The sequence below is a fragment of the Xanthobacter sp. ZOL 2024 genome, assembly GCF_052932325.1.
On the sequence record NZ_CM128808.1, the window covers coordinates 3,946,343 to 3,969,897 of the forward strand.

At 68.1% G+C, this 23,555-nt stretch carries 18 protein-coding genes; 10 read left to right on the forward strand and 8 right to left on the reverse strand.

Annotation, left to right across the window (positions count from 1 at the left end; translation table 11 throughout):
* Window positions 1-58: 58 nt before the first annotated feature.
* The gene (locus tag ACU4E7_RS18105) at window positions 59-787 is read left to right on the forward strand and encodes a TIGR02281 family clan AA aspartic protease (protein ID WP_238122600.1); all 729 of its coding nucleotides are present in this window, start codon (window positions 59-61) and stop codon (window positions 785-787) included.
* Between the two features lie 3 nt (window positions 788-790).
* Here ACU4E7_RS18105 and ACU4E7_RS18110 read toward each other — a convergent pair whose 3' ends face one another.
* Entirely contained in the window at window positions 791-1,624 is an 834-nt protein-coding gene (locus ACU4E7_RS18110; RefSeq protein WP_238122599.1) for an aldo/keto reductase, read from the reverse strand.
* A 287-nt stretch (window positions 1,625-1,911) separates the two neighbouring features.
* Here ACU4E7_RS18110 and ACU4E7_RS18115 point away from each other — a divergent pair, with 287 nt between their 5' ends.
* From ACU4E7_RS18115 to ACU4E7_RS18125, 3 genes are read left to right on the forward strand one after another with little or no spacing between them, the layout of a single operon-like run.
* The gene (locus tag ACU4E7_RS18115) at window positions 1,912-2,904 is read left to right on the forward strand and encodes an iron ABC transporter substrate-binding protein (RefSeq protein ID WP_238122598.1); all 993 of its coding nucleotides are present in this window, start codon (window positions 1,912-1,914) and stop codon (window positions 2,902-2,904) included.
* Window positions 2,905-2,909: 5 nt separating this feature from the next.
* Window positions 2,910-4,535: an ABC transporter permease gene (locus tag ACU4E7_RS18120; protein WP_447019706.1), complete on the forward strand. Its 1,626-nt coding sequence runs from the start codon at window positions 2,910-2,912 to the stop codon at window positions 4,533-4,535.
* Window positions 4,532-5,572, forward strand: a complete 1,041-nt coding sequence (locus ACU4E7_RS18125) for an ABC transporter ATP-binding protein (protein ID WP_447019707.1) — start codon at window positions 4,532-4,534, stop codon at window positions 5,570-5,572. The genes ACU4E7_RS18120 and ACU4E7_RS18125 overlap by 4 nt, the downstream gene beginning before the upstream one ends.
* A gap of 26 nt (window positions 5,573-5,598) precedes the next feature.
* Here the strand turns inward: ACU4E7_RS18125 and ACU4E7_RS18130 are convergent, their stop codons facing one another.
* Window positions 5,599-6,534, reverse strand: a complete 936-nt coding sequence (locus tag ACU4E7_RS18130; RefSeq protein ID WP_447019708.1) for a helix-turn-helix domain-containing protein — start codon at window positions 6,532-6,534, stop codon at window positions 5,599-5,601.
* A 202-nt stretch (window positions 6,535-6,736) separates the two neighbouring features.
* Here ACU4E7_RS18130 and ACU4E7_RS18135 point away from each other — a divergent pair, with 202 nt between their 5' ends.
* The 3 genes from ACU4E7_RS18135 to ACU4E7_RS18145 are packed head-to-tail and all read left to right on the forward strand — an operon-like array spanning window position 6,737 to window position 11,189.
* Window positions 6,737-8,755, forward strand: coding sequence for a TonB-dependent receptor (locus ACU4E7_RS18135; RefSeq protein WP_447019709.1), 2,019 nt, complete (start codon window positions 6,737-6,739; stop codon window positions 8,753-8,755).
* Window positions 8,755-9,996, forward strand: a complete 1,242-nt coding sequence (locus tag ACU4E7_RS18140) for an MFS transporter (RefSeq protein WP_447019710.1) — start codon at window positions 8,755-8,757, stop codon at window positions 9,994-9,996. Before ACU4E7_RS18135 ends, ACU4E7_RS18140 begins: the two co-directional genes overlap by 1 nt.
* A 5-nt stretch (window positions 9,997-10,001) precedes the next feature.
* Entirely contained in the window at window positions 10,002-11,189 is a 1,188-nt protein-coding gene (locus ACU4E7_RS18145; RefSeq protein ID WP_447019711.1) for an FAD-dependent monooxygenase, read from the forward strand.
* A 6-nt stretch (window positions 11,190-11,195) separates the two neighbouring features.
* On the opposite strand, the gene ACU4E7_RS18150 is transcribed toward ACU4E7_RS18145, so the two are convergent.
* The 3 genes from ACU4E7_RS18150 to ACU4E7_RS18160 all read right to left on the reverse strand — a co-directional run bounded on the left by ACU4E7_RS18150 (window position 11,196) and on the right by ACU4E7_RS18160 (window position 15,520).
* The gene (locus ACU4E7_RS18150; protein ID WP_447019712.1) at window positions 11,196-12,353 is read right to left on the reverse strand and encodes an FAD-dependent monooxygenase; all 1,158 of its coding nucleotides are present in this window, start codon (window positions 12,351-12,353) and stop codon (window positions 11,196-11,198) included.
* Between the two features lie 7 nt (window positions 12,354-12,360).
* Complete coding sequence (locus tag ACU4E7_RS18155) at window positions 12,361-14,469, reverse strand: TonB-dependent receptor (RefSeq protein WP_447019713.1); 2,109 nt, start codon at window positions 14,467-14,469, stop codon at window positions 12,361-12,363.
* A gap of 124 nt (window positions 14,470-14,593) precedes the next feature.
* Window positions 14,594-15,520: a helix-turn-helix transcriptional regulator gene (locus ACU4E7_RS18160; protein ID WP_447019714.1), complete on the reverse strand. Its 927-nt coding sequence runs from the start codon at window positions 15,518-15,520 to the stop codon at window positions 14,594-14,596.
* Between the two features lie 377 nt (window positions 15,521-15,897).
* Between ACU4E7_RS18160 and dusA the strand changes: the two genes are divergently transcribed.
* The gene (gene dusA, locus ACU4E7_RS18165; RefSeq protein ID WP_447019715.1) at window positions 15,898-16,896 is read left to right on the forward strand and encodes a tRNA dihydrouridine(20/20a) synthase DusA; all 999 of its coding nucleotides are present in this window, start codon (window positions 15,898-15,900) and stop codon (window positions 16,894-16,896) included.
* A 146-nt stretch (window positions 16,897-17,042) separates the two neighbouring features.
* Window positions 17,043-17,879 (forward strand): sulfite exporter TauE/SafE family protein, encoded by an 837-nt coding sequence (locus ACU4E7_RS18170; RefSeq protein WP_238122588.1) that lies wholly within the window; start codon window positions 17,043-17,045, stop codon window positions 17,877-17,879.
* 6 nt (window positions 17,880-17,885) lie between these two features.
* Here the strand turns inward: ACU4E7_RS18170 and ACU4E7_RS18175 are convergent, their stop codons facing one another.
* A complete protein-coding gene (locus ACU4E7_RS18175; RefSeq protein WP_238122587.1) occupies window positions 17,886-18,539 on the reverse strand; it encodes a hypothetical protein in 654 nt (217 codons plus the stop codon).
* A 241-nt stretch (window positions 18,540-18,780) separates the two neighbouring features.
* Here ACU4E7_RS18175 and ACU4E7_RS18180 point away from each other — a divergent pair, with 241 nt between their 5' ends.
* Complete coding sequence (locus ACU4E7_RS18180) at window positions 18,781-19,677, forward strand: ATP-binding protein (RefSeq protein WP_447019716.1); 897 nt, start codon at window positions 18,781-18,783, stop codon at window positions 19,675-19,677.
* Window positions 19,678-19,749: 72 nt separating this feature from the next.
* Here ACU4E7_RS18180 and ACU4E7_RS18185 read toward each other — a convergent pair whose 3' ends face one another.
* Together ACU4E7_RS18185 and argS are read right to left on the reverse strand one after the other, a co-directional pair.
* Entirely contained in the window at window positions 19,750-21,690 is a 1,941-nt protein-coding gene (locus tag ACU4E7_RS18185; protein ID WP_447019717.1) for an SPOR domain-containing protein, read from the reverse strand.
* An 85-nt stretch (window positions 21,691-21,775) separates the two neighbouring features.
* Window positions 21,776-23,548 (reverse strand): arginine--tRNA ligase, encoded by a 1,773-nt coding sequence (argS, locus tag ACU4E7_RS18190; protein ID WP_238122584.1) that lies wholly within the window; start codon window positions 23,546-23,548, stop codon window positions 21,776-21,778.
* Between the last annotated feature and the right edge of the window lie 7 nt (window positions 23,549-23,555).

Below are 23,555 nucleotides of genomic sequence, written 5' to 3' on the forward strand. Positions count from 1 at the left end.
AGCCGCCTCTCGTCTTCGCCCCGCCCCCCATGCCCCACGCGGCGGGAGGGCCTGAGCCATGCGCGGCAGCGATCGGTTGCTCTGGATTCTCCTGATCGGCCTTTTCATCGGCGTGCTGGTGCTGGTGGTGCACCATGAGCAGGGGGAAGTGGCCGGCCTGAGCCTCGACCAGTTCGGCGGGCTCGTCGGCCAATTGTCCATTGCCATCGCAGTAGGGGCGGTGGCGTGGTCCATCTTTCGGGGACGCATCGGCGAGGCGCTCATGGCCGCCGCGTTCTGGGTGGTGCTCGCCGCGCTTCTGGCGGTGGTCTACACCTATCGCATGCCGCTGCTGCAGGTGGCCCAGCGGGTCACCGCCCAGCTGGTGCCGGGCTACGCCTTCAACATCGCGACACCCGGCCATGTCACGGTGGAGATCCAGCGGGGCGCCAATGGCGAGTTCGCCGTGCGGGCCGCGGTGAATGGCGCCGGCGTGTCGATGCTGGTGGATACCGGCGCCTCGTCCGTGGTGCTGACCCAGGAGGCGGCCCGGGCAGCCGGCCTGCCGCTGGACTTCCTGACCTATGACGTGCCGGTGGAGACCGCCAACGGCCGCGTGAAGGCGGCGGCGGTGGTGCTCGACAACGTCATCGTAGGAGGCATCGTCGAACGTCGGGTGTCGGCGCTGGTGTCGCCCCCGGGCGCCCTTCGCAGTTCACTTCTGGGCATGACCTTCCTGTCGCGGCTCGAAGCGTTCGAGTTCCGTGGCGACCGCCTGGTGATGCGCGGCGCCGCCGCCGAGCCCTGAAGCTCAGATGTCCTCCAGCGCTATCTTGTGGCGCGGCGGCGGAAAGGCGGCGTCGATGGCTGCGAGATCCTCGGCATCGAGCACGATGTCGCGCGCGGCGGCATTGGCTTCCACGTGCACGATGCGGGTCGCCCGGGGGATGGCGATCACATTGGGACGGCGCAACACCCAGGCCAAGGCCACCTGGAAGGGGTCCACCCCATGCTTGCGCGCCACCGCTCCCAACGCCCCATCCCGCGGCAGGCGGCCCTGCTCGATGGGGCTATAGGCCATCACCGGAACGCCCGCCGCGGCGAGGAACGGCAGCAGATCAAATTCCGGTCCACGCCGGCTGGGGTTGTAGAGGATCTGGTCGGTGGCACAGGCCCGCCCGCCGGCGGCGAACAGCTCCTGCATGTCCGCCACGTCGAGATTGCTCACCCCCCAATGGCGTATCTTGCCGGCCTGCTGCAGCGCCTCGAAGCCCGCAAGGGTCTCGGCCAAAGGATGGCTGCCGCGCCAGTGCAGCAGGTAGAGGTCGATGCGATCGGTGCGCAGCCGCTGCAGACTGCGCGCGCAGGCGGCCACCACGCCGGTGCGGCTGGCGTTGTGCGGATAGACCTTGCTGACCAGAAACACCTCGTCGCGGCGGCCGGCGATGGCTTCACCCACCACCTCCTCCGCGCCGCCTTCGGCATACATCTCGGCGGTGTCGATGAGGCTCAGCCCCAGATCGAGCCCGGCCCGCAGCGCCGCCACTTCAGCCCCCCGGCGTTCCGGCGCCTCGCCCATGAACCAGGTGCCCTGGCCGAGGGCGGACACCGCTTCGCCGCCAGGGAGGATCACCATCTTCTGCATCGCGCGGCCCCATGAATTGACACCCCCACCTTAGCCGAGGGCGACACGGCGCTCCAACGCGGTGACGCTGTTGCCTGCGACCCAGGCGACACGCAGAAGATGTGCGCGTCAATCCATAAAACGTCCCCGCTCAAAACGTCCGCTGATGCGTCTTTTTGCTTCCCATTCCCCAGGGGAAGACATAACACTTCCGCCAATATCGGGGGGTGCGGAAATATCCATTTTTGAACAGCTCTAATCTGCACCCTCCATTTGTAGTCTATATACTCCCAAGGCGAGCCATATCCATGAAACAGCATTTTCTTGCGGCCGCTCTGGCCCTCGGCCTTGCGACTGCGCCCACCGCCCTATCGGCGGAGGAGATCACCCTTTATTCCGGTCGCGGCGAAGCCCTTGTGGGCGCGCTGATCAAGCAATTCGAAACGGAAAGCGGCATCAAGGTGAACACCCGCTTCGGCGGCTCGGCCGAGCTCGCCGCGCTGCTGCAGGAAGAGGGCGCGCGCTCGCCGGCGGATGTCTTCTGGGGCCAGGAAGGCGGGTCTTTGTCGGTGCTGGCGCCGCGCTTCGCGCCGTTGCCCCCGGCCGTCAACGCCGCGGTGGCGGCGCCCTTCCGCAATGACGCCAACAGCTGGGTCGCCACCTCGGCGCGCACCCGCACCCTCGCCTATTCCAAGGAGCGGGTGAAAGCGGCCGATCTGCCCGCCTCGGTCAAGGACCTCGCCAACCCGAAGTACAAGGGCCGGGTTGCCTGGGCCCCCACCAATGGCTCGTTCCAGGCTTTCGTCACCGCCTTCCGGGCGCTGGAGGGTGATGCCGCCGCCAAGGCCTGGCTGGTGGCCATGAAGGACAATGGCACCAAGGCCTACCGCAACAACGGCACGCAGATCGAGGCGATCGCCAATGGCGAGGTGGATTTCGGCCTGGTGAACAATTACTACCTCGGCCGCTACACCGCCCGAGACGCCAATTATCCGGTGAGCCAGACCCATTTCGCTGCCGGCGATCTGGGCAATCTGGCGCTGGTTGCCGGGGTGGGCATTCCCGCCTCCGCCGACAACAAAGCCGGTGCGGAAAAGTTCATCGCGTTCCTGATCTCCAAGCCGGCCCAGACCTTCATCACCGACAAGGGCAATGAGTATCCCGTGATCCCCGGCGTGCCGCCCAAGGCGGGTCTGGAGCCCTATGAGACGCTGGTGAAGATCACCCCCAAGGTGGACATCTCGGCCCTGGCGGATCTGGAGGGAACCCTCAAGCTGCTGCGTGAAGTCGGCTTGATCTGACCCCCATGACAGCCCAACCGGAGGCGGCGCCGCTTGCGCCGCCTCGTCGTTTCCGGCTCCGCATTCCCGTGCACGGGCCGCATCCGGCCCTGCTGGCCCTCGCCGGCCTGGTGGCGGTCGGGCTGCTGCTGCCCTTTGCCTATCTGCTGCTGCGCGCGCTGGAGGCCGATCCGGCGGCTGTGGTGGGCATTGTGCTGCGCCCACGCAACCTGATGCTGCTCGGCAACACGCTGGCGCTGGTGGGCCTCGTTCTGGCCCTATCCACGCTGGTGGCTCTGCCCCTGGCCTGGCTGACGGCGCGCTCGGACCTCGGCGCGCGCCGGCTGGTGACCGTGCTGTCGGTGCTGCCGCTGGCCATTCCCGGCTATGTGATGGCCTATGCGCTGATCGGCGTCTCGGGCTATGCGGGCCTCGCCAACACCCTGTTCGGCCTGCGCCTGCCCCGGCCCGAGGGGCTGAGCGGGGCGGCCTTCGCCCTCACCCTTTATATTTTTCCCTATCTCTTCCTCAACCTGCGTGCGGCGCTGCTGGGGACCGATGCGGCGCTTGAGGAGACCGCCCGCAGCCTTGGCCTGTCGCCCGGGCGTGTGTTCCTGCGGGTGACGCTGCCCCAACTCATCCCCGCCTTCGCGTCGGGCTGGCTGGTCATCACCCTTTACGTGCTGGGCGATTTCGGCGTGGTGGCGCTCATGCGCTACGAGGTGTTCAGCTACGCCATCTTCACCCAGTATTCGGCTGCCTTCGACCGAACCTACGCCGCGTGGCTGTCGCTGATGCTGCTGGCCGTCGGCGCCGTGGCGGTGGGGGCGGCCACCTATCTGGGCGGCCGGCGCCGCCTGGCGCGGATCGGCACCGGCGTCGCCCGCCGCGCCGCGCCCGTGCCTCTGGGCCGGCTGCGTCCGGTGGCCATCGCGTTCCTGGTGCTCCTGTTCGGAACGGCGCTCGGCCTGCCGACGGTGACGCTCGCCTATTGGATGTCGTTCCTCACAACCCAGAGAGCCGCGGCGGATGATCTGGGCGAACTGGCCACGGTGTTCGCCAACAGCCTCTCGGTGGCCGGGCCCGCGGCCGTAGGCGCCGGGGTGCTGGCGGTGCCGCTTGCCGTGCTGATGGTGCGCTATCCGAACGGGTTCTCGCGCCTGCTGGAGCGCACCACCTATCTCGGCTACGGCGTGCCACCCCTCGCCTTTGCCCTGGCCATGGTGTTCCTCACCCTCTCCCTCGCGCCCTTCGCCTACCAGACCCGGGCGCTGCTGGTGCTGGCCTTTACGCTCCACTTCCTGGCGCTCGCCTTGGGCCCGCCGCGCACCGCGCTGATGCAGATGGGCGTGCGGCCGGAGCAGGCGGCGCGAGCCCTCGGCTATGGACGCTGGAGCGCCTTCCTGCATGTGAGCGGACCGCGGCTGCGGCGGCCCGTGGTGGCCGGGGCGCTATTGGTGTTCGTGGTGGTGGTGAAGGAACTGCCCATCACCTTCCTGCTGGCGCCGCCGGGCTTCACCACCCTGGCCACCCGTGTCTTTTCCTACACCTCCGAAGGGCTGCTCTATGAGGCGGCGCCCTATGCGGCGCTGCTGGTGGTCTTCTCGAGTCTGTTCGTGGGACTGATGGTGCGCTACGAGGGCAGCCGATGACGACGCCGCTCCTCAGCATTCACGGCCTGCACAAGGTCTATGGCGATGCCGCGACGGCGGCGGTGCATGATGCCAGCTTCCAAGTGGCCCCGGGCGAGATCTTCACCCTGATCGGCCCCTCGGGCTGCGGCAAGTCCACCCTGCTGCGCATGATCGCCGGGTTCGAGGTGCCGCAGGGCGGCAGCGTGCGGCTGGACGGCCGGGACATCACTGCCGCGCCCCCCGAAAAACGTCGTATCGGCATCGTTTTTCAGGACTATGCGCTGTTTCCTCACCTGAGTGCCCGGGACAACGTGGCGTTCGCTCTGCGCGGGGGCCGACAGGACGCCCGGCGGGCCCGTGCCGAGCCGTTTCTCGCCAGCGTGGGCCTCGAGGGATTGGGGGATCGCTTTCCCGACCAGCTCTCCGGCGGCCAGCAGCAGCGGGTGGCGCTCGCCCGTACGCTGGCCGGCGCGCCGCGCCTGATTCTGCTGGATGAGCCCTTCTCCAACCTCGACGCCAGCCTGCGTGACGCCACCCGGCGGGAGATCCGCGAGATCCTGCGGGCGACGGGAGTCGGCGCCATTTTCGTGACCCATGACCAGGAGGAAGCCCTTTCCTTCGCCGACCGGGTGGCGGTGATGCGCGCCGGTCGCATTCTGCAGGTGGGCGAGCCGGAGGAGATCTATGCGCGGCCGGCGGATCGCTTCGTCGCGGGCTTTCTCGGGCGCACCAATCTCCTGCCCGCCGAGGCCCGCGACGCGACGGCGACGTCACCGCTGGGTGAGGTCATCCTTGCGGCACCGGCGCACGGTTCGGTCTTGCTGTCCCTCCGGCCGGAGCAACTGGCGGTGACGGCTGATGAGGGTACGACCCCGTCGCGCGGGGCGATTGTCTCGCGCGAGTTCAAGGGCCGCGATGTTACCCTCTGGGTGCAGCTGGGCCCACATCTGCTGCAGGTGGATGCGGGCGCGCGCAGCCCGCTGCGTCCGGGTGATCGGGTCAGGGTCACGCTCCGTGAGGGCACGCTGGCAGTGGCCCTGCCCCCGGAAGCCTGAGCGCCGCCGCGTCGGGTGCACCGGCATCACGCCCGGCGGGCGAACGCGCTCGGCGGCAGGCCGGTGGCCTTGCGAAAGACCGTGCTGAAATGGCTGAGACTGGCAAAGCCGGTGGCCAGGGCCACCTCAGTCACGGTCCGGCCCTCGGCGAGCATTTGCGTCGCGGCCTCCATCCGCACCTTGGTGAGATAGGCGTGGATGGAGTGTCCCACATGGGCGCGGAAGCCGGCCTTGAGGCTCTTCTCGTTCAGGCCGACGGCCCGGGCGAGGCGAGCGATGGTCCAGGGCTCGTGGAGCCGCTCTTCCATGAGCCGCTGCGCCGCGTCGATCTTGGATTGGTCCCGTTCCGCCCTCAGGGCCGTGTGGCCCGCGTTCAGGAAGGTACCCATCACCACCGCCAGAAGCTCCAGCGCCTTGCCTCGCAGATAGAGGCGCCGCAGGTCCCGATGGGCATAGGCGCATGAGATGATCTGAAGCGCGATCTGGAGCAGGGGTGCCGGCGCGGGAAAGCCGACCATGACGGCGCCGCGCTCGGGCACGCTGCAATCCGCCAGAAGCGCCCCGCCGTAGCGCCGCCAGAGCGGGCCGCCGAGATCCTGCAGCACCGAGGGTTGGAAGCGCACGTCCATCATGCGCAGGCGCCGGCCGCCGCGAATGGTGTCGATGCCGCTCACGGTTTGGTCGGTGGCACAGACCACTGCGGTTCCCGGAGTCACCTCCAGCGGCTGGCCGCCGTCTATGGCCAGAGTGCCCTCGCCATCCAGAAAAATGGAGACGGAAAAGGTGGCGGGGCCCTCCACCGCGATCACCACATCTTCGGTGGGCACGAGATCCAGCATGGCGATGGAAACGCCGTCGCCGAGGTCGTCGACGCTCATGTGGCGCTCCCAGCCAAGACCGTCCACGGCGGGGGCGGCGGCGGTGAGCCACTGTGCATAGCCGGCCTGGGGCGGAACGGTCATGGCGGTTCGCCCATCCATCGTCTGCGCATCCTCCTGCGAAAAGTCCCGGATCTGCAAACCACAGTCCCGATACCGTTAGACAGCCCGATGAGACAAGCATAGCGGATGAAAAAAGTCAGCGCGAACGATCAGGAATAGTTTAGATATGTTCTCAACAACGCGGCGGATCGGGATCGCATCGTCATTTGCACTTATGCCGTTGATGCTTCTGCCCACTGTTGGCTTTGCTCAAGACGCGGCCTCTGGCGCATCTTCCGAGATCAATCTCGAAGAAATCACCGTCACCGCCAACAAGCGTCCGCAGGAATTGGAGAAGGTGGACGGCGCGGTTTCGGTGCGCACCGCCGATCAGTTGCGCGAAGCGGGCGTCACCACGGTGGCCGACCTGGAGCAGGTGTTCCCCGGCCTCGTCATCCGCACCCGCGGCAATCGCGCTTACGCCAACATCACCGCGCGCGGCATGTCCTCGCCGGATTATTACAACCCCACGGTCCAGATCTATGTGGATGGCGTGCCGCAGCTGCCGTCCGCCTTCACCCAGCCCCTCGTCGACGTGGAGCGGGTGGAGTTCCTGCGCGGCCCGCAGGGCACGCTTTACGGCCGCAACGCCTATGGCGGCGTCATCAATATCGTGACCAAGACGTCCGATCGCGGTCGGGTGGATGCGAGCATCACCGCCGGCACGCCCGAATCCTGGGGCGAACTGGCCGCCACCCTGCCGGTGGTGCCGGGCAGCACCTATCTCGATGTCGCCGTGAAGGCGGAACGTGCGTTCGGCTCGGTGGACGACGTCTCCACAGCCCGCAGCAACGTGGACACCTCAACCGACATGATCGGCCGCGTCGCCCTGCGCTATGCCCCCACCGACAGCAATTTCGATGGCACCCTCGCCTTCAGCCGCGAGCATACGGAAAGCCACGAGGAACTCTATCTGCTCGACAGTCAGGTGGGCCGGCGGGCCTATTTCAGCGCCCTGCAGGGCCCCATTCCGCTGCTCGAACGCACTGTCTCGACGGTCTCCGCGACGGGGAACTGGCGCCTGGGGGACTTCAAGCTCTCCTCCATCTCGTCCTATCAGGACGTGGACATGACCCGCGACATCGCCGCGGCGCCGGGCCTGCTCATGTCCTTCCCGGAGACCGATGCGGCGTTCTCCCAGGAACTGCGCCTCGTTTACGACGCCAGTGGGCCGCTGACCTCGGTCATGGGGCTGTTCTATCAGCACGACGCCTTCACCCGCGAGGCGGATGGCTATTCGCCCTATTACGGGCCCTCGCGCAATGCGGTGGACACCAATAGCTATGCTGCGTTCGGCGAGGCCACATACAAGATCACCGACAAGTTCGACATCACCGGCGGTCTGCGCCTCTCCTATGATGAAAGCTCCATCGATTTCACGCGCTGGGGCAGCAATTACTATGGCTACTATGCCGGCAGCTTCGCCAATTCGGCGAATTTCACCAGCCTGCAGCCGAAGGTGGCGGTGGGCTACCAGTTCAGCGACACCACCCGCGGCTATGGGCTGATCTCGCGCGGCTACAAGCCCGGCGGCTTCAACCATGCCGTGACCTATCCGGACGACGCGGAAGCCTACGACCCGGAAACCGCCTGGAACTATGAAATCGGCCTGCGCACAGCGACGCCCGACCGGGCCATCGAGCTCTCCACCGCGCTGTATTACATCGCCTCGGACAACAAGCAGATCTATGTGGGCCCGGTGGGCTTCCAGGTGATCCGCAATGCCGGTCAGGCGGAAAGCTACGGCCTCGAACTGGAGGCGCGTTGGCGGGCCACAGAGCAGCTGAGCTTCGCCGCCACCGCGACCTATGGGCGCTCGCTATTCACCGACTTCACCGACCCCACCACCGGCCAGAGCTATGACGGCAACACGGTGCCCTACGCGCCGAATGCCACGGCCAACCTGTTCGCGCGGTATCTCATCGACCAGACCTGGATCGATGGAACCGTGGCCGTGACGGGGGCGGTGCACTATGTGAGCACCACCTATTTCAACGAGGCCAACACCCTCTCCCAGCCCGCATACACCACGGTGGACGCCGCGCTGGAAATGGCGTGGACCTCCGGCTTCAGCCTCAAGCTGTTCGTCGAAAACATGTTCGACGAGACCTATCGCACCTACAGCTATGCCTCGGGCGCCAACGTCTTCTCCAACGTGGCCCAGGGCCGGCTGGTGGGGCTGACGGTGCGGGGCAGCTACTGATGGCGGCACCTGCGGCACCATTGCCGCTGCCGAAGATCCTCGCCGCCATCGGCGGGGTCTATGTGGCGCAGAGCCTGGTGGGCGGGCTCACCTTCATGGGCATCCCCGCGGTGCTGCGGGCCGAGGGTGTCCCGCTGGAAACCCTCGGGCTGGTGGCGCTGCTGATGCTGCCATGGGCGCTGAAGTTCCTGTGGGCCCCGTGGGTGGAGCGCTACCGCATCCGCGTGGACGGGACGCGGCGCTCGCGACAGGTGGTGGCGCGTGGCCAGGTGGCCTGCGCCCTTGCCCTGGCGGCCCTCGCCCTCGCCGGGCCCGGCAACATCCGGATGCTGTTCGCCCTGCTGGCGCTGGTGGCCCTGGCATCGGCGACGGTGGATATCGCGGTCGATGCCTTCGCGGTCGAACAGCTCTCCGCCGCCGACCGGGGATGGGGCAACGCTGCGCAGGTGGGTGGCGGTTATCTGGGCCTGGTTTTGGGCGGCGGTGCCTTCCTGGCGCTGGTGCCACACGCGGGATGGGCGGTGGCCACCGCCACCATGGCCGGCGCCGTGCTGCTTCTCGCCCTGCCTTTCCTGTTCGGTCGCGAGCCGGCGCGCGCCCCCGCGCCGCGCCCGCACACGCCCTCCCTCTCCTATGCGCTGCGCCGCCCGCAGGTCCGCCGGGGGCTGCTCGTGACGGTTCTCTTCGAGGCCGGCGTCCGCCTGGTGCAGATGCTCGCGGGGCCGCTTCTGGTGGATCGGGGCCTGGATCTGTCGACGCTCGGCCTGCTCAACGGTGCCGGCGCCGTGGGGGCGGGCCTTCTCGGCACCGCCCTCGGCGGCATGCTGGTGCGCCACCAGGGGGCGCAGCGGGCGCTTCTCATGGCGGCAGGGGGCCAGGTGGCCGCCCTCTGCGCCCTCGCCCTGGCCGTCTCGATGGGGGTCGACGTCACCATCCTGGCGGCGCTGGTGGTGGTGAAGACCCTGGCCATGGCGACCGGCTTCGTCTGCCTTTATGCACTGCTCATGGGGTGGTCGTCCCTCAAGCAGGCGGGAGTGGATTTCACCGTCTTCCAATGCGCCGACGCCGCCGTCGCCGGTCTCGCCGGATATGGGGCGGCGCTGGTGGCCGGTCGCCTGGGCTACGGCCCTGCCCTCCTGGCCGCAGCGGGCATCGCGGCGGCGGGCCTCGTTGGCATTCGCCTCCTGCTCAGCTCCCACAGCCCGGCGCTCCCGCGCCATGCCGTTGAATCCGAGGTCTGATTGCCATGTCATCTGTGTCGTCATCCGTTGTCATTTCCGGGGCCGGCGTCGCCGGCCTTGCCGCGGCCTGGTGGCTGGGCCGTGCCGGCTGGCATGTCACGCTCGTGGAGCGCGCCACGGACCTCAGGTCCGGCGGCTACATGATGAGCCTGTCCGGCCCCGGCCACACCGCTGCCGCGCGCATGGGACTGCTGGCAAAGCTGGAGCCGCGCGCCTACCACGTGCATGAAAACGTCTATCGCGATCGCAACGGCCGGGAGGTGATGCGCCTCCACTTCCAGGAATTCATCGAGGGTCTCGATTATCTGGTGATGCGGCGCACGGACCTCATCGAGGTGCTGCGCGCCGACCTGCCCGGCCAGGTGGAGCTGCGGTACGGCACCACCATCCGTGATGTGACGGACGGCGCGGATCAGGCCCGCGTGACCTTTTCCGACGGCACCACTGCGACGGCCGATCTCGTGCTGCTGGCCGATGGCATGCGCTCCGCCCTGCGCGAGCGGTTGATCGCCCCCGCAAGCCAATGCCTGAAGCCGCTGGGCTACCGTTTCGCGGTATATGAGCTGACGGACCGGCTCGGCCTCGGTGCGGACTTCGTTTCCTACACGGAACCGGGCCACATTGCCGAATACTACACGCTGGCGGAAGGCCGGGTGGCGGCGCTCCATGTCTGGCATTCCAGCGCCGCGGGGCCGGTGGCCGCCGCCGACCGCTGGGGGCTCCTCGAAGAGGTCTGCGCCCGCAGCAACCCGGCCGTTCGCACGCAGCTCACCGCCGCGCGCAGCGAAGGGGCGGTCGTGCTGGTGGACGATCTCGCTTTGGTGGAGTTGCAGCGCTGGTCCAAGGGCCGGGTGCTGGCACTGGGCGATGCCGCCCACTGCCTCACGCTCATTTCCGGCCAGGGCGCCGGCATGGCCCTCACCTCCGCGGCGATCCTCGCCGATGCCCTGTCCCGCGCGCCGATCCCGCAGGCGCTGGCGGAACACGAGGCGCGGCTGCGCCCCTCCATCCTGCGTCTCCAGGATCGCAGCCGGAAAATGGCGGGGGTGTTCGTGCCGCGCTCGCCGGTGGCGTTCGAGCTGCGCAATTTCTTCATGCGCCACGTGCCACGCAAATGGGTGGGGCGCTACTTCATCAATGCGGTCACCGCCGAAATCCTGGCGGCGCAAGGACCGGCGGCAAAGGTGGGCTAAGCGAGCCTAGAGCAGGCTCGGCGCCACCAGCGTGCGCGCCCGCAGCTTCAGGAGCGGGCGCGACATCAAGAGCGGCAATAGCCGCCGGCTGATCCAAAGCCCAGCCGGGCTGCGCGGCACATAGCTGCGCGCGGTCGCCCGGGCGTGGCGCTGCACGGCGGTGATGACCGGGCGCAGGCGCGCCTCCCAGGCCTCCAGAACCTCCGGGAGATCCTCCTGCCCTAGCCGCTCGGCGAGCAGGAAGGCACCCGCCATGGCCATGGAGGCCCCCTGGCCGGAGAGGAAGGAGAGGCACCAGGCCGCGTCCCCCACCACCGCGATGCGGCCGCTCGACCAATGCGGCATTTCAATCTGGGCCAGGGTGTCGAGATAAGCGGCGTTCCAGTCCACCTCGCCCTCGATGAGACTCTGCAGCACCGGCGCGGTGCCGGCAAAAGCGGTCCTCACCGTGCGATGGCGGGCCTCGGGAGGAACCGCCGCCTGCTCCGCGCTGCGCCAGCACAGCAGCGTGGACAGCTCCTGCGGCCCGGACTGGTAGAGGATCGCCTGCCGCCCGACCTCCATATAGCCCTCATAAGGCGGATCTAGCCGCAGGTCGGACGCCATGCGCCACGCCGCCCCGCGATACCCCAGGGGACGCAGATAGGCGGGCGTGGGCCCGAAGGCGAGCTGTCGCACCCGGCTGTTGGCCCCATCCGCCCCCACCACGAGGTCGAAGCGGCCCGCTTCACCATCACTGAAGCGCACATCCACGCCGTTCGGCTCCACCGCGAGGGCCGCCACCTCCACCCCGAAGCGCGGCGCGCCGTGCCCCTGGGCCGCCAGAGCCGCGGCGAGAAGCCGGACAAGCGTGTCCCGCGCCACATGCAGCATCTTGCCGCCGGTAAGCTCCGCGAGCACCGACTGACGAAACCGGAACAGCTCGCGCCCCGATGCGCCGTCGCGATAGACGGAATCGGCGGCGGGCAACGCCGCCTCGCGCAGCGCGGTGAGGATGCCAAGCCGCTCCGCCACGGCCCAGCCATTGGCCTGGAGGCTCACCACATAGCCCCCGGTGTTGAGGCTCCGCGCCCGCTCCACCAGGGTCGGCGCGAAGCCGCGCCGCGCCAGGGCCAAGGCCAGGGTCAGGCCCGCCGGCCCGGCGCCAACGATGAGGATCCGCATGGCGCCCTCAGAAGCGCGCGCGGGCCTGGACGCCGATCATGCGCGGATCGCCAGGCGCCCCGTAAGGACCATATCCGTTGTCGGTGGCGACCGTGTAATAATCCTGATCGAACAGGTTGAGCGCCACGAGATAGACGCTCCATGTCTTGGCCTCGACGCCGAGCCGCGCATTGACGATGCCGTAGGCCCCCTGCTCGATGCTGTTGTCCACGTCGAAATAGAAGGACGAGCGCCAGTTCCAATCCACGCGCGCCACGCCATTGAGCTGCGCGGTGAGCGGGCGGGTGTATTGCGCCGAAAGGGAGAGCGAGTATTTCGAGGCGAGCGGCTGCCAATTGCCATCGGCGTCGCCGCCGCTCTGGGAGGCGGGGGCGTCGATGAAGCGGGCGTCGAGAAAGCCGAAGCCCGCGAACAGTTCCAGCCCCTCCAACGGCCGCGCCTTCAGCTCGATCTCCGCGCCGTAATTGCGGGATTTCGGCGCGTTGGCGATCCACACGGAATAGCCGTTGAACGAATAGATCTGCTGGTTCTCCCAATCGAAATAGAACACCGAGGCCGCCACATCGAGCTTGCCATCGAACAGCGAGGCTTTCACGCCGCCCTCGTAGTTCCAAGCGCTTTCCGGCTCGTAGGCGAGGTCTGAGGTGGGCGCGAAGGACAGGTTGTAGCCCCCCGCCTTGTAGCCGCGGGAGAGCGTGGCATAGGCCCGCACCTTCGGCGCCAGCTCATAGGCAAGGCCGATCTTCGGCGACAGGTCGGTGCTGTTCATGGAAGGGGACAGCACCTGCGCCGGCGCGCCCAGCGTCACACCGGCGACGCTGGACCGGTGGTCATAATCGATGCCCCGATGGTCATAGCTGAGGCGGGCGCCGGCAAGAATGTCAAACCGCTCCGTCACGTGCCACGTGGCATCACCATAGAGCGCCGCGGACCAGCCGCGCAGATTGGAATGGGTGCCCTCCTCATAGCCCGCCGGCAAGGTGGGCTGGCCGGGATAGAAGCTGTTGGCCGGCACGGCGTAGTTGAACCCGGTATATTCGTAGCGGGTATCATCGGAACCGAAGAGGAAGGCCCCAAGGGTCCAATCCAGCGCATCATTGGGCTTGGTGACGAGGCGCAGCTCCTGGGAGGCCTGCCCGTAATCGCGGGTGAAGCCATTCTGCCGGAAGGGCGATGGAGTGAAATCGCCCCCCTCGCCATCGCCCTCGGCGCCGCGCCAGGCGGTCACCGAAACCAGGTCCAGGCCGCCGAGGTCATAGGTGGCCTGCAGCGAGGCGCCATAGCTGGCGATGCTGGAGACATAGGGGATAGCGGCATTGTAGCCGGTGTCCCAAACCGTGCCGAACGGGCCGCGATTGCCCCGGCTGCCCTGGTCCTCCGCATAGTCGGCGGAGAACAGCAGTTCCAGCGTATCGCTGGGACGCGACACCAGTTGGATCCGCCCGCCGCCGTCCTTGGCACCGTCATAGTCGGCGCCATCGGCAAGGTTGGGCACCCAGCCATCGGAATAGTCGCCGAACGCCACCGCGCGCACCGCCAGATCGCTCCCCAGCGCGGCATTGACCACGGCGCGCCCCTGCAGGGTCATATCGGTGCCGAACAGCACATCGAGCTTGGTGTAGCTGGCGCCCAGCTCCGGCCGCGCGCTGCGCACGTTCACCGCGCCGGCGATGGCGTTGCGGCCGTAAAGGGTGCCCTGAGGACCGCGGAGGATCTCGATCTGGTCGAGATCGACCATGGTGAGGTTGAAGGTTGCGTCGTTGCCGACAAACACCCCGTCGCGGTAGATGGCCACGGTGGGATCGGTGCCGAACGCGGTGTTGGCGACGCCGCGGATGGAGATGACGGACGCATCATTGCCGCCGCGCTGGCTGCGCATGAGCGTGTTGACGCTGGCGTCGAACGCATCCTCCAGCCGCTCGATGGTGCGCGCCTCGATATCCTTCTCGGTGAACACGCGCAGGCTTGCCGCCACATCCAGGAAGGGCTGGGCACGGCGCATGGCCTCGACGGTGATCTCGTCCAGCTCGATGGTCGCCTCCGCGTCCTGCGCAGCGGCCGTGGCCGGCAAGGCAAGGGCGGCGAAAAGGAGGGGCAGGCGTGATGCGTGGGTCATGGGTCGGGATCCCCGGGCCTGGCGCCTGGGGCGCCGGATGTCTCGACCAGACTTTTCGCAAACATAGCCAATGGGTTGGACCTGAAAGACGTATGCCATCAGTCCAATTGCATATGCGCGCGGCTCACCGCCTCAGCCGCGAGGGGGCAAAGCCGAAGCGGCGGCGGAAGGCGGTGGAGAAATTCGATGGATGGCCGTATCCGGCGCGATACGCCGCCTCCGACACCGACAACCCCTCCCGCTCGATGAGCGCGCGGCCCAGCAGCAGGCGCTGCTCGGCCACATAGCCCCCCGCGCAGGTAGCGAAAGCGCTGAAGAAATCCCGCTTCAGCTTGCTGGCGCTCATGCCGAACCCCTCGGCCAGGCCGGTGAGGCTGACGATGCTCGCCGGATCATCATCAATGCGCGCGCGCACCGCCATGATGCGGTCGCGGTCGCGGGCCCTCAGCGCATCCGCTTGGCGGGCATCTCCCGTGCCGAGCGAATCGACGAGCGCAACCAGCAGATCCAGCGCGCGGCTTTCCAACACCAGCGCCGCGAGGCCCGGTACCGCAGGAGCCTGGAGCACCTGCCAGGCGATGCGTTTCAGATGTGCATCCAACGGCCGGCGTGTGACGCTCAGCGGCCGTTCCATGGCCCTTCGCAATGGCTCGAAGGCCTCCGATCCGGGACGGGCCGAGGTGGCGAACCATTCCGGCGTCACCACCAGCTCCACCGTGCGGACCGGCTGGCCGGAATGCAGCATGGTGCGGCACGGCCGGCGGTCGTTGTCCGAGGAGATCCAGACCTCGTTGGGGCGAAAGCCCCCGTCGATGCCCCGGGTCTGCGAGGTCGCGGCACCGTCCAGCACCACGGACAGGGTGCAGGCCGGGAAGCTCTCGCTCTCGAAGAGAAAGGGCACCTCGACCGACATCTCCCGGGCGAGCAGGAACAGCCCCGGCTCCACCTGCACCGAAGAGAAGCGCGTATCCGCGTCCCGTGCGGGCGCGAACGGGTGATCCAGCAGGGTGCGCAGGTCGTCGAGCGAAGTATGGCGTTGCTCGAGGCTCATGGTGATGACGTCCGTCTCCGCGCCAGTCAAAGGCGCGCCTGAAGTGACGCACAATAGAAGGGAAAACCCTCCGACTGTAGGGCATGGTGGAAGATCTGATTTCGAATAATTCCATGCAGCCCTGCACACGGAGCGCCGGAACGCGATGACGGCAGATGCCTTTACCTCGATCGGCCTGCATTCATCTCATCGAAACGTGCTTGCGTGCTCCCATCCGTCCGTGAACGAAGCGCAGAACGCGGGCCTGCCCGGACAATTGGATCTCTCTTCGGCTTGCATGGTATGCTCTGCCCCGAAAACACTCACCAGCCCGCCCTTCCCTCCGCCACCGCGCCATCTCGCGCGCGATGGAGGGGGCGGACGAGGGACTTCGACTTTTGACGTTAGAACATGACAGCCTGCGCTTCTCCGTCGCCCCGATGATGGATTGGACGGATCGTCACTGCCGGGTCTTCCATCGCACCTTCTCGCGCCGCGCGCGGCTCTATACCGAGATGGTCACGGCGCCGGCGGTGATCCATGGCGATCGCCAGCGACTGCTGGGGTTCAGCGCGGTGGAGCATCCGATTGCGGTGCAGCTCGGCGGCAGTGATCCGGCGCAGCTGGCCACAGCCGCACGCGTCTGCGCCGATTTCGGCTATGACGAGATCAATCTCAATGTCGGGTGCCCGTCCGACAAGGTGCAGGGGGGCAATTTCGGTGCGTGCCTCATGCGCGAACCGCATCTGGTGGGCGACTGCATCGCCGCCATGAAAGCCGCCGTGACGATCCCCGTCACAGTGAAATGTCGGATCGGCGTCGACGACCAGGATCCCGAGCAGGCTCTCGACACGCTCGCCGATGCGGTGATCGCGGCCGGCACCGATGCGCTGATCGTGCATGCCCGCAAGGCTTGGCTGAAAGGCCTGTCGCCCCGGGAAAACCGCGATATTCCACCACTGGACTACGGCCGGGTTCAGCGGCTGAAGCAGCGTCTGCCGCAGGTTCCCATCGTGCTCAACGGCGGCCTGGAGACCCTCGATGCCGGGCTCGCCGCCGCCGCCGGGCTCGATGGGATGATGTTCGGCCGCGCCGCCTATCACAGCCCTGAGTTGCTACATCAGGTGGACCCCCGCCTTTATGGCGAGCCCGCCCCCTGTGCCGATACCTATGCGGCGCTCGAGGCGTTCGAGCCCTATGTGGCGGCGCATCTGGAGGCCGGCGGACGCCTCGCCGACATCACCCGCCACATGCTGGGGCTGTTCGGAGGCCGTCGCGGCTCGCGGCTCTTCCGCCGCCGGCTTTCCACCGAGGCAATTCAGCCCGGCGCCGGGCTCGACGTGCTCAGGGGGGCGGTGGCCGAAGTGCGCAGCCGCGACCTGGGAATAGCGGCCTGAAGCCAGCCCTTGCGCCGCGCGCCGGGCAGACCTTCCCACCGACCCCTGGACACCGGCAACGATCCAGCGCACAGGAGCACGGGGATCAATCCTTCGCCTTGCCCTCCTCTTCCCGGTCGCGTGCCGCGGCCTTCCGGAACGCACGTATGCTCTCATCCATCGCCTGGAGCGAACTCGCCGAGCTGTCCCTGGCGCTGCTGGCTGGCGGCATCCTCACCGGCCTCATCGCCGGCCTGCTGGGGGTGGGCGGCGGCGGCGTCATGGTGCCGGTGCTCTATGAGGTGTTCCGGGTGATGGGGGTCGAGGACAGTGTGCGCATGCAATTGTGCGTGGGCACCTCGCTGGCGGTGATCATTCCCACCGCCATCACCTCCTACCGCGCGCATCAGAAGAAGGGCGCGGTGCGCCCCGACGTGCTGCGACAATGGTATCTGCCCGCCATCGCCGGCATCCTCGTCGGCAGCGCCATTGCCGCCGCGGTGTCCGGCTGGGTGTTGCAGGCGGCGTTCGTGCTCATCATCACGGGCCTTGCCATCAAGAGCCTGCTCGGGCGTGACGACATCCGCCTGGGCGAGACCCTGCCCGGCCGCCGGGCCATGCTTGGTTACGGCTTCTTCATCGGCCTCGCCTCGGCGCTGGTCGGCATTTCCGGTGGCGGCCTCGCAACCAATGTCCTGTTGCTCTACGGCGTGCCTATCCATGTGGCCGTGGCCACCTCGGCGGGCATCGGCATCATCGTGCCCATTCCCGGCATCATCGGCTATGCCGTTGCCGGCTGGCCTCACCTCGCCGAGCTGCCACCGCTGTCGCTGGGCTATGTCTCGGTCATCGGCTTTGTTCTGATGGCGCCGCTCAGCGCCCTGTTCGCCCCCGTCGGTGCGCGGATCGCCCACCGGCTCAGCCGGCGCCACCTGGAAATCGCGTTCGGCGTGTTCCTGCTGATCGTCGCCTCGCGCTTCGTGGTGGCCATCTTCTGGCAGTAAGGCGGCTCACCAGCGGTGCGAGAAGCCGGCGGTGATGCTCTTGTTCAGTTCCGATCCGGTATCCGCCAGGGTGGTGGTCACGTTGACCGCGCCGAACACCTTCTGCTGCGCACTCACGCTCGGAAGCAGCTGCGGCGTGCTATCGGAGGCGGACGCGCCGAACGAAAAGGTCGTGCCCGTGTCGATCATCTTGATGCGGAAGGCCTTGTCGGTCTGCCAGCCCCCGCCGGAGGTGCTGCGGGCGATCTCGTAGCTGTCCGAAAGCTCGGCCTTCAGTCCCTCATAGAGCGTCCAGCTGCGCGACAGGGTGGTGCCGAGCTTGCTTTCCTCATCGCTGGGGCTGACCGCCACGTTCACTGAACCCTTCTGCCACATCAGCCAGCTCGGCAGTTCGGGCAGCGCGACCTTGGCAAAGGCGGCGCCACTCACCGCCTGCGTGCCAGGCACCAGCCCCGGCACCGCGCTCGACGCCTCCGTGGACAGGCTCATGCCCACCTGGGCGCCAAGATCGGCCAGCTGCCGCTCGTAGCGCATGGAGGTGGAGCCGTCGGCATTCAGGCTGCGGCTGGTGGAGTCTCCCGAATCCGCCCATGCGCTGGCCGCCAGAGCAAGGCTCAGCGGCAGACTGAGGATGGCGGGCGCATGTCGCATGGGTCGCATCGGCCTCTCCGGCAAAGTGCTCGCTAGACGGCCGCCGCACGGCCGGACGGGAATGACAGACGTTCAGATCACCCCCGATCGCTGCACTGGTCCCAGCCTGATGCGGAAAAGTTAAGGCAGTGATGCTGCCCGACACCATTCCCGCGACCAGTGCGACTCTGCGGCCACAGCCCGTCTTTGCCGGCGCCCCGCCCTTGCTCGCCCCGAAACGGCGCCTTATCCCCACACCATGGAGGAAAGAATGCCCGCATCCCTGGACCAAAACACGATTGCCGCAGCCCTCGACCTGCTCAGCCGCATCGCCGGCGCGCTGGATCGCATCGCCCCGCCGGACCGCCTGGTGGCGGATTTCGACGCGGCGGACGCGTTCGTGTGGCAGACCGATCCGCTGCGGCTGGAGCCGGTGCCCCACGTGAACCGGGTCGAGCTTGATCTGCTGCAGGGAATCGACCGCGTCCGCGATCAGCTGCTCGACAACACCCGCCGCTTCGCCCACGGCCTGCCCGCCAACAACGCTTTGCTCTGGGGTGCCCGGGGCATGGGCAAGAGCTCTCTGGTGAAGGCGGCCCACGCCACCGTCAACCGCACCCTGCCCGCCGGCCAGGATTGGCGGCTGAAGCTGGTGGAGATCCACCGCGAGGACATCGAGACCCTGCCGGGCCTGATGGCCCTGGTGCGCGGCTCTGCCCATCGCTTCATCATCTTCTGCGACGATCTCTCCTTCGACGCCGATGACACCTCCTACAAATCGCTGAAGGCGGTGCTCGAGGGCGGCATCGAGGGGCGACCCGACAACGTCATCTTCTATGCCACGTCCAACCGGCGCCACCTGCTGCCGCGGGACATGATGGACAACGAGCGCTCCACCGCCATCAACCCCGGCGAAGCCGTGGAGGAAAAGGTGTCGCTGTCGGACCGGTTCGGCCTGTGGCTCGGGTTCCACAAGTGCAACCAGGACGAATACCTCGCCATGGTCGCCGGCTATATCGCCCATTATCAGCTGCCGGTGGAGGACAGCGCGTGGCGGGCCGATGCGCTGGAGTGGGCCACCACCCGTGGCGCCCGTTCGGGCCGCACCGCCTCCCAGTTCGTGCAGGACCTGGCCGGCCGCCTGGGCGTGGCGCTCAAGGCCCGCTGAGCCTGACGCGAAACGGGGGCGCCGGACCTGCCGCGCGCCCCCGTTTCAACTTTTAACCCCATGCTCTGGGGGTCAGTTCTTGCTGACGAGGCAGTCACCGCCCTGGGCCCGCAGGGCCTGGCATAGGTCATTGGCCTGATCGCGGGTCGCGAAGGGGCCCACCTGAGCGCGGTAATACACACCGCGGTCACCGAGATCGGCTTTCTTCACCGTCGCCACATAGGAACTCAGCAGGTTCGGATAGCGGGTCTGCAGCGCTTTCCAGGAGCCCATGGCATCCGCCTCCGACCGCTGCGACGCCACCTGCACCACGAAGTCGCCGCTACGGGCGACCTGCGGCGGGGCCTTGGCATCCGGCACGGCCACCGCCGACGGTGCGGCACCGGGGGCCTGCCCCGATGCATAGGCGGCCAGAGCGCTCAGGCCGGGGCTTGGCGCCGCGGCTGTCGTGCTGGCATCCCCGCCGAGACCATCCGCGCGAATGGGCACCGTGCGCACCCGCTTCGGTTCCGTGGACAGGGAATTGATGACCGGATCGGTGGCCGCCGGCGTACCGTTGCGAATGGCCGCCGTGGTCACATCCATCGGCTGCTCCTCGCGGGGCACCATGCGCTCATTGGCGCTGCCACCGCTGCCGAGACGATCGTAGATCATCTTCTGCTGGCCTTCCGGCGTGGGCGCGGGCGGCGCGACGATCTTGCTCGGGGTGCTATCGGCGCGAATGACCGGCGGACCTCCGGCGGTGCCCGATACCGATCCATGTACCGCCATGCGATAGGCGAACACGCCGGCGGTGCCGGCGACGATCAGGCCGAGCACCGAGGCCACCAGCAGCAGAGCGGCGCGGCCCTTGCGGCGGCGGGTCTCGCCTTCATAGACCTCATCCCCATGAGGCGGCATGTAGCCATCCTCGTCATACTGGGGATCGTAGGCCTCGTCATATTCGTCATAGTCGCCATCCCGCCGCTCCGCCGAGTAGGCATAGGCGGCCGGGTGCGGCTCGGCCGGCGCGCGCGCCGGCTCAGGAGCAGCCGCACGGCGGGGGGCGGGCTCATAATCCTCGTCGTCACGGATCGCCTCGCGCGGTGCGACGCCGCGCGGCTGAGGCGCCGGTGGCGCGGCAAAGCCGTCGTCTTCGGCGCCACGGCGCTGCGCGGGAGTGGCGGCGACCTGCGCCTGATGTGCCAAAGACCCGTAGCCGAGGCGAACCGAGGTGGCGGAGCGGTCGATGGGCGCGGCATCGGACCGAGGAGGAACGAGAGCCGCGCGGCTCGGCGCGGCTGCGGACGGCGGCTGCGGCGCCGGACGACGAGGCGGTTCCAGGGCCGCGCGCGGCGCCGGTGTGGCCGAGGAATAGGGATCCTGCTGATAGGACGCCTGCGTGCCAGCGGCCGGGCGCACCGCACGCGGTGGCTGCGCCTGCGGACGCGGCGACGCGGAGAGGTCCGGAAGGCTGGGAGCGGCACGCCGCGGAGCGGGTTCGGAGGGGGCGCGCGGTGGGACAGCAGCGCGGGCGGGTGCGGGACGCGCCGGAGGTAGCTCGTCCGGCTCATCGTCATAGGCGTCGACGGGCGCCTGTGGACGGCTGGGCGCGCGCAGGTCGCGGCGCGGATCGAAGGGACGCGCGGCCGGATCGGCGGCGCGCGGCAGCGCTGGGGCTGCAGCTGCCGGACGCGGCGGGGGGGCCGGCGGCAGGTCATCGAAATCGGCGAAGGGATCCTGCTCGGCGATCAGCCGTGCCAGTTCGGCCAGCGGGTCGTCGCTGGCAGCGGGCGCCGGAGGCGGATTGCGGCTCGGCGCGGCGGCCCGCGGCGCGGCCGCGCGGGACGGGGGCGCAAGGCGTGGATCCGCCGCGGGCGCGGCATAGCCCCGTGGGGTGGCCGGATCACGCGGGGCCTGAGCACGGCCCGGCTCCGGCCGCTGCTCCCGAGGATCCCGTGGAGCCACGCCCCGTGCGCCGGCATCATTGCTGCCCGCGTCGCGCCGATAGCGGAACCTGCTTTCGTCGACCATGTCGCCTCGATGTGTTCTCGTCCGTCCCGCCCAGGCGGAGCCTTCAGCGGCCCATTGCTGCGGTGCCTGGCCGTTTGACGAGCCGCTATTTCATCTCGTCGACGGCTTCCACCCCCAGCACGTTCAGACCCGAGGCGAGCACCGTGGCCACTCCATGCACCAAAGCGAGGCGGGCCGAGGTCAAATGTCGATCATTCTCGATAATGAAGCGTAAATGAGGCAGGTCTTTTCCCCGGTTCCACTGGGCGTGGAAATCGCTTGCCAGCTCATGCAGATAGAAGGCGATCCGATGGGGCTCGCGGGCGCTTGCGGCCTGCTCCACCAGGCGCGGCCAGGAGGCGATGCGCCTCAGCAGCCCCAGTTCGCCCTCATCGTCGAGTCGCTCGAGCTCGGCGCTGGCGAAGGCGGCCGGCTCAGCCGGCAGGTCGGGAAGGGCGGCGGCGGCGTTACGCAGGATGGATTTGGCCCGGGCGTGGGCATACTGCACGTAGAACACCGGGTTCTCGCGCGACTGCTCGATGACCTTGGCGAGATCGAAATCCAGCGGCGCATCGTTCTTGCGGAACAGCATCATGAAGCGCACCGCGTCGCGGCCCACCTCGTCCACCACGTCCCGCAGCGTCACGAAGGAGCCGGCCCGCTTGGACATGCGCACCGGCTCGCCGTTGCGGAACAGACGCACCAGCTGGATCAGCTCCACATCGAGGCTCGCCGCGCCGCCGGAAACGGCCTTCACCGCCGCCTGCATGCGCTTGACGTAGCCGCCATGGTCGGCGCCCCACACGTCGATCATCTTGAGGAAGCCGCGCTCCACCTTGTCCTTGTGATAGGCGATGTCGCCGGCAAAATAGGTGTAGCTGCCATCCGACTTCTTGAGCGGGCGGTCCACATCGTCGCCGAAGGCGGTGGAGCGGAACAGGGTCTGCTCCCGATCCTCCCAATCCTCGATAGGCGCGCCCTTGGGCGGCGGCAGGCGCCCCTCATAGACCTCGCCGGAGGCTTTGAGGGCTTCGATGGTGGCGCCCACCTTGTCCACCGCGCCGGCGGACAAAGAGCGCTCCGAGAAGAACACGTCGAACGCGATGCCCAGGGCTTCGAGATCGTCGCGGATCATGTTCATCATCTCGCCGATGGCGAAGCTGCGGAAAATGGGCAGCCACTCGCTCTCCGGCGCGGCCAGATATTCGCTGCCGTGCATTTCGGCCAGCTTCTCGCCCACCGACACCAGATAGTCGCCGGGATAGAGCCCGTCCGGAATCTCCGCCTTCTCGCCGGTGGCAGCCTCGCGGTAGCGCAGATAGGCGGAGCGGCCCAGCACATCCACCTGGGCGCCGGCGTCGTTGATGTAATACTCCCGGGTCACCTGATAGCCGGCGAAGGCCAAGAGGTTCGCCATGGCGTCGCCGAACACGGCACCCCGGCAATGGCCCACATGCATGGGACCAGTGGGGTTGGCCGAGACATATTCCACATTCACCGGTTCGTCGCCGCCGAGACTGGACCGGCCGAAGCGCGCGCCGCCATTCAGCGCCGCCGCCAGCACCTGGGGCCAGAACACCGGATCGAGAGTGACGTTGATGAAGCCGGGGCCGGCCACGTCCACCTTGGTGACATGGCGGATGCCGCCGAGCTTGCCGGCGATCTTTTCCGCGAGGTCCCGCGGCTTCAGGCCCAGATCCTTGGCCAGCACCATGGCGGCATTGGTGGCGAGATCGCCATGGCTGGCATCACGCGGGGGCTCCACCACCACGCGGGCCAGATCGAGGCCCGCGCCACGGCCCTCGGCAAAATGACCCTCGGCGACGAGGGCGGCGACGGCTTCGCGGACGTGATCGGCGAAGATCGCGTAGACGTTCATGGAATTG

Coding starts and splice junctions, on each gene's coding strand:
- ACU4E7_RS18185 (WP_447019717.1), bottom strand. CDS start 21,690: ATGGTCGACGAAAGCAGGTTCCGCTATCGGCGCGACGCGGGCAGCAAT.
- ACU4E7_RS18160 (WP_447019714.1), bottom strand. CDS start 15,520: ATGAGCCTCGAGCAACGCCATACTTCGCTCGACGACCTGCGCACCCTG.
- ACU4E7_RS18155 (WP_447019713.1), bottom strand. CDS start 14,469: ATGACCCACGCATCACGCCTGCCCCTCCTTTTCGCCGCCCTTGCCTTG.
- ACU4E7_RS18105 (WP_238122600.1), top strand. CDS start 59: ATGCGCGGCAGCGATCGGTTGCTCTGGATTCTCCTGATCGGCCTTTTC.
- ACU4E7_RS18145 (WP_447019711.1), top strand. CDS start 10,002: ATGTCATCTGTGTCGTCATCCGTTGTCATTTCCGGGGCCGGCGTCGCC.
- ACU4E7_RS18120 (WP_447019706.1), top strand. CDS start 2,910: ATGACAGCCCAACCGGAGGCGGCGCCGCTTGCGCCGCCTCGTCGTTTC.
- ACU4E7_RS18135 (WP_447019709.1), top strand. CDS start 6,737: ATGCTTCTGCCCACTGTTGGCTTTGCTCAAGACGCGGCCTCTGGCGCA.
- ACU4E7_RS18125 (WP_447019707.1), top strand. CDS start 4,532: ATGACGACGCCGCTCCTCAGCATTCACGGCCTGCACAAGGTCTATGGC.
- ACU4E7_RS18140 (WP_447019710.1), top strand. CDS start 8,755: ATGGCGGCACCTGCGGCACCATTGCCGCTGCCGAAGATCCTCGCCGCC.
- ACU4E7_RS18110 (WP_238122599.1), bottom strand. CDS start 1,624: ATGCAGAAGATGGTGATCCTCCCTGGCGGCGAAGCGGTGTCCGCCCTC.
- ACU4E7_RS18130 (WP_447019708.1), bottom strand. CDS start 6,534: ATGACCGTTCCGCCCCAGGCCGGCTATGCACAGTGGCTCACCGCCGCC.
- ACU4E7_RS18175 (WP_238122587.1), bottom strand. CDS start 18,539: ATGCGACCCATGCGACATGCGCCCGCCATCCTCAGTCTGCCGCTGAGC.
- argS (WP_238122584.1), bottom strand. CDS start 23,548: ATGAACGTCTACGCGATCTTCGCCGATCACGTCCGCGAAGCCGTCGCC.
- ACU4E7_RS18170 (WP_238122588.1), top strand. CDS start 17,043: ATGCTCTCATCCATCGCCTGGAGCGAACTCGCCGAGCTGTCCCTGGCG.
- ACU4E7_RS18150 (WP_447019712.1), bottom strand. CDS start 12,353: ATGCGGATCCTCATCGTTGGCGCCGGGCCGGCGGGCCTGACCCTGGCC.
- ACU4E7_RS18115 (WP_238122598.1), top strand. CDS start 1,912: ATGAAACAGCATTTTCTTGCGGCCGCTCTGGCCCTCGGCCTTGCGACT.
- ACU4E7_RS18180 (WP_447019716.1), top strand. CDS start 18,781: ATGCCCGCATCCCTGGACCAAAACACGATTGCCGCAGCCCTCGACCTG.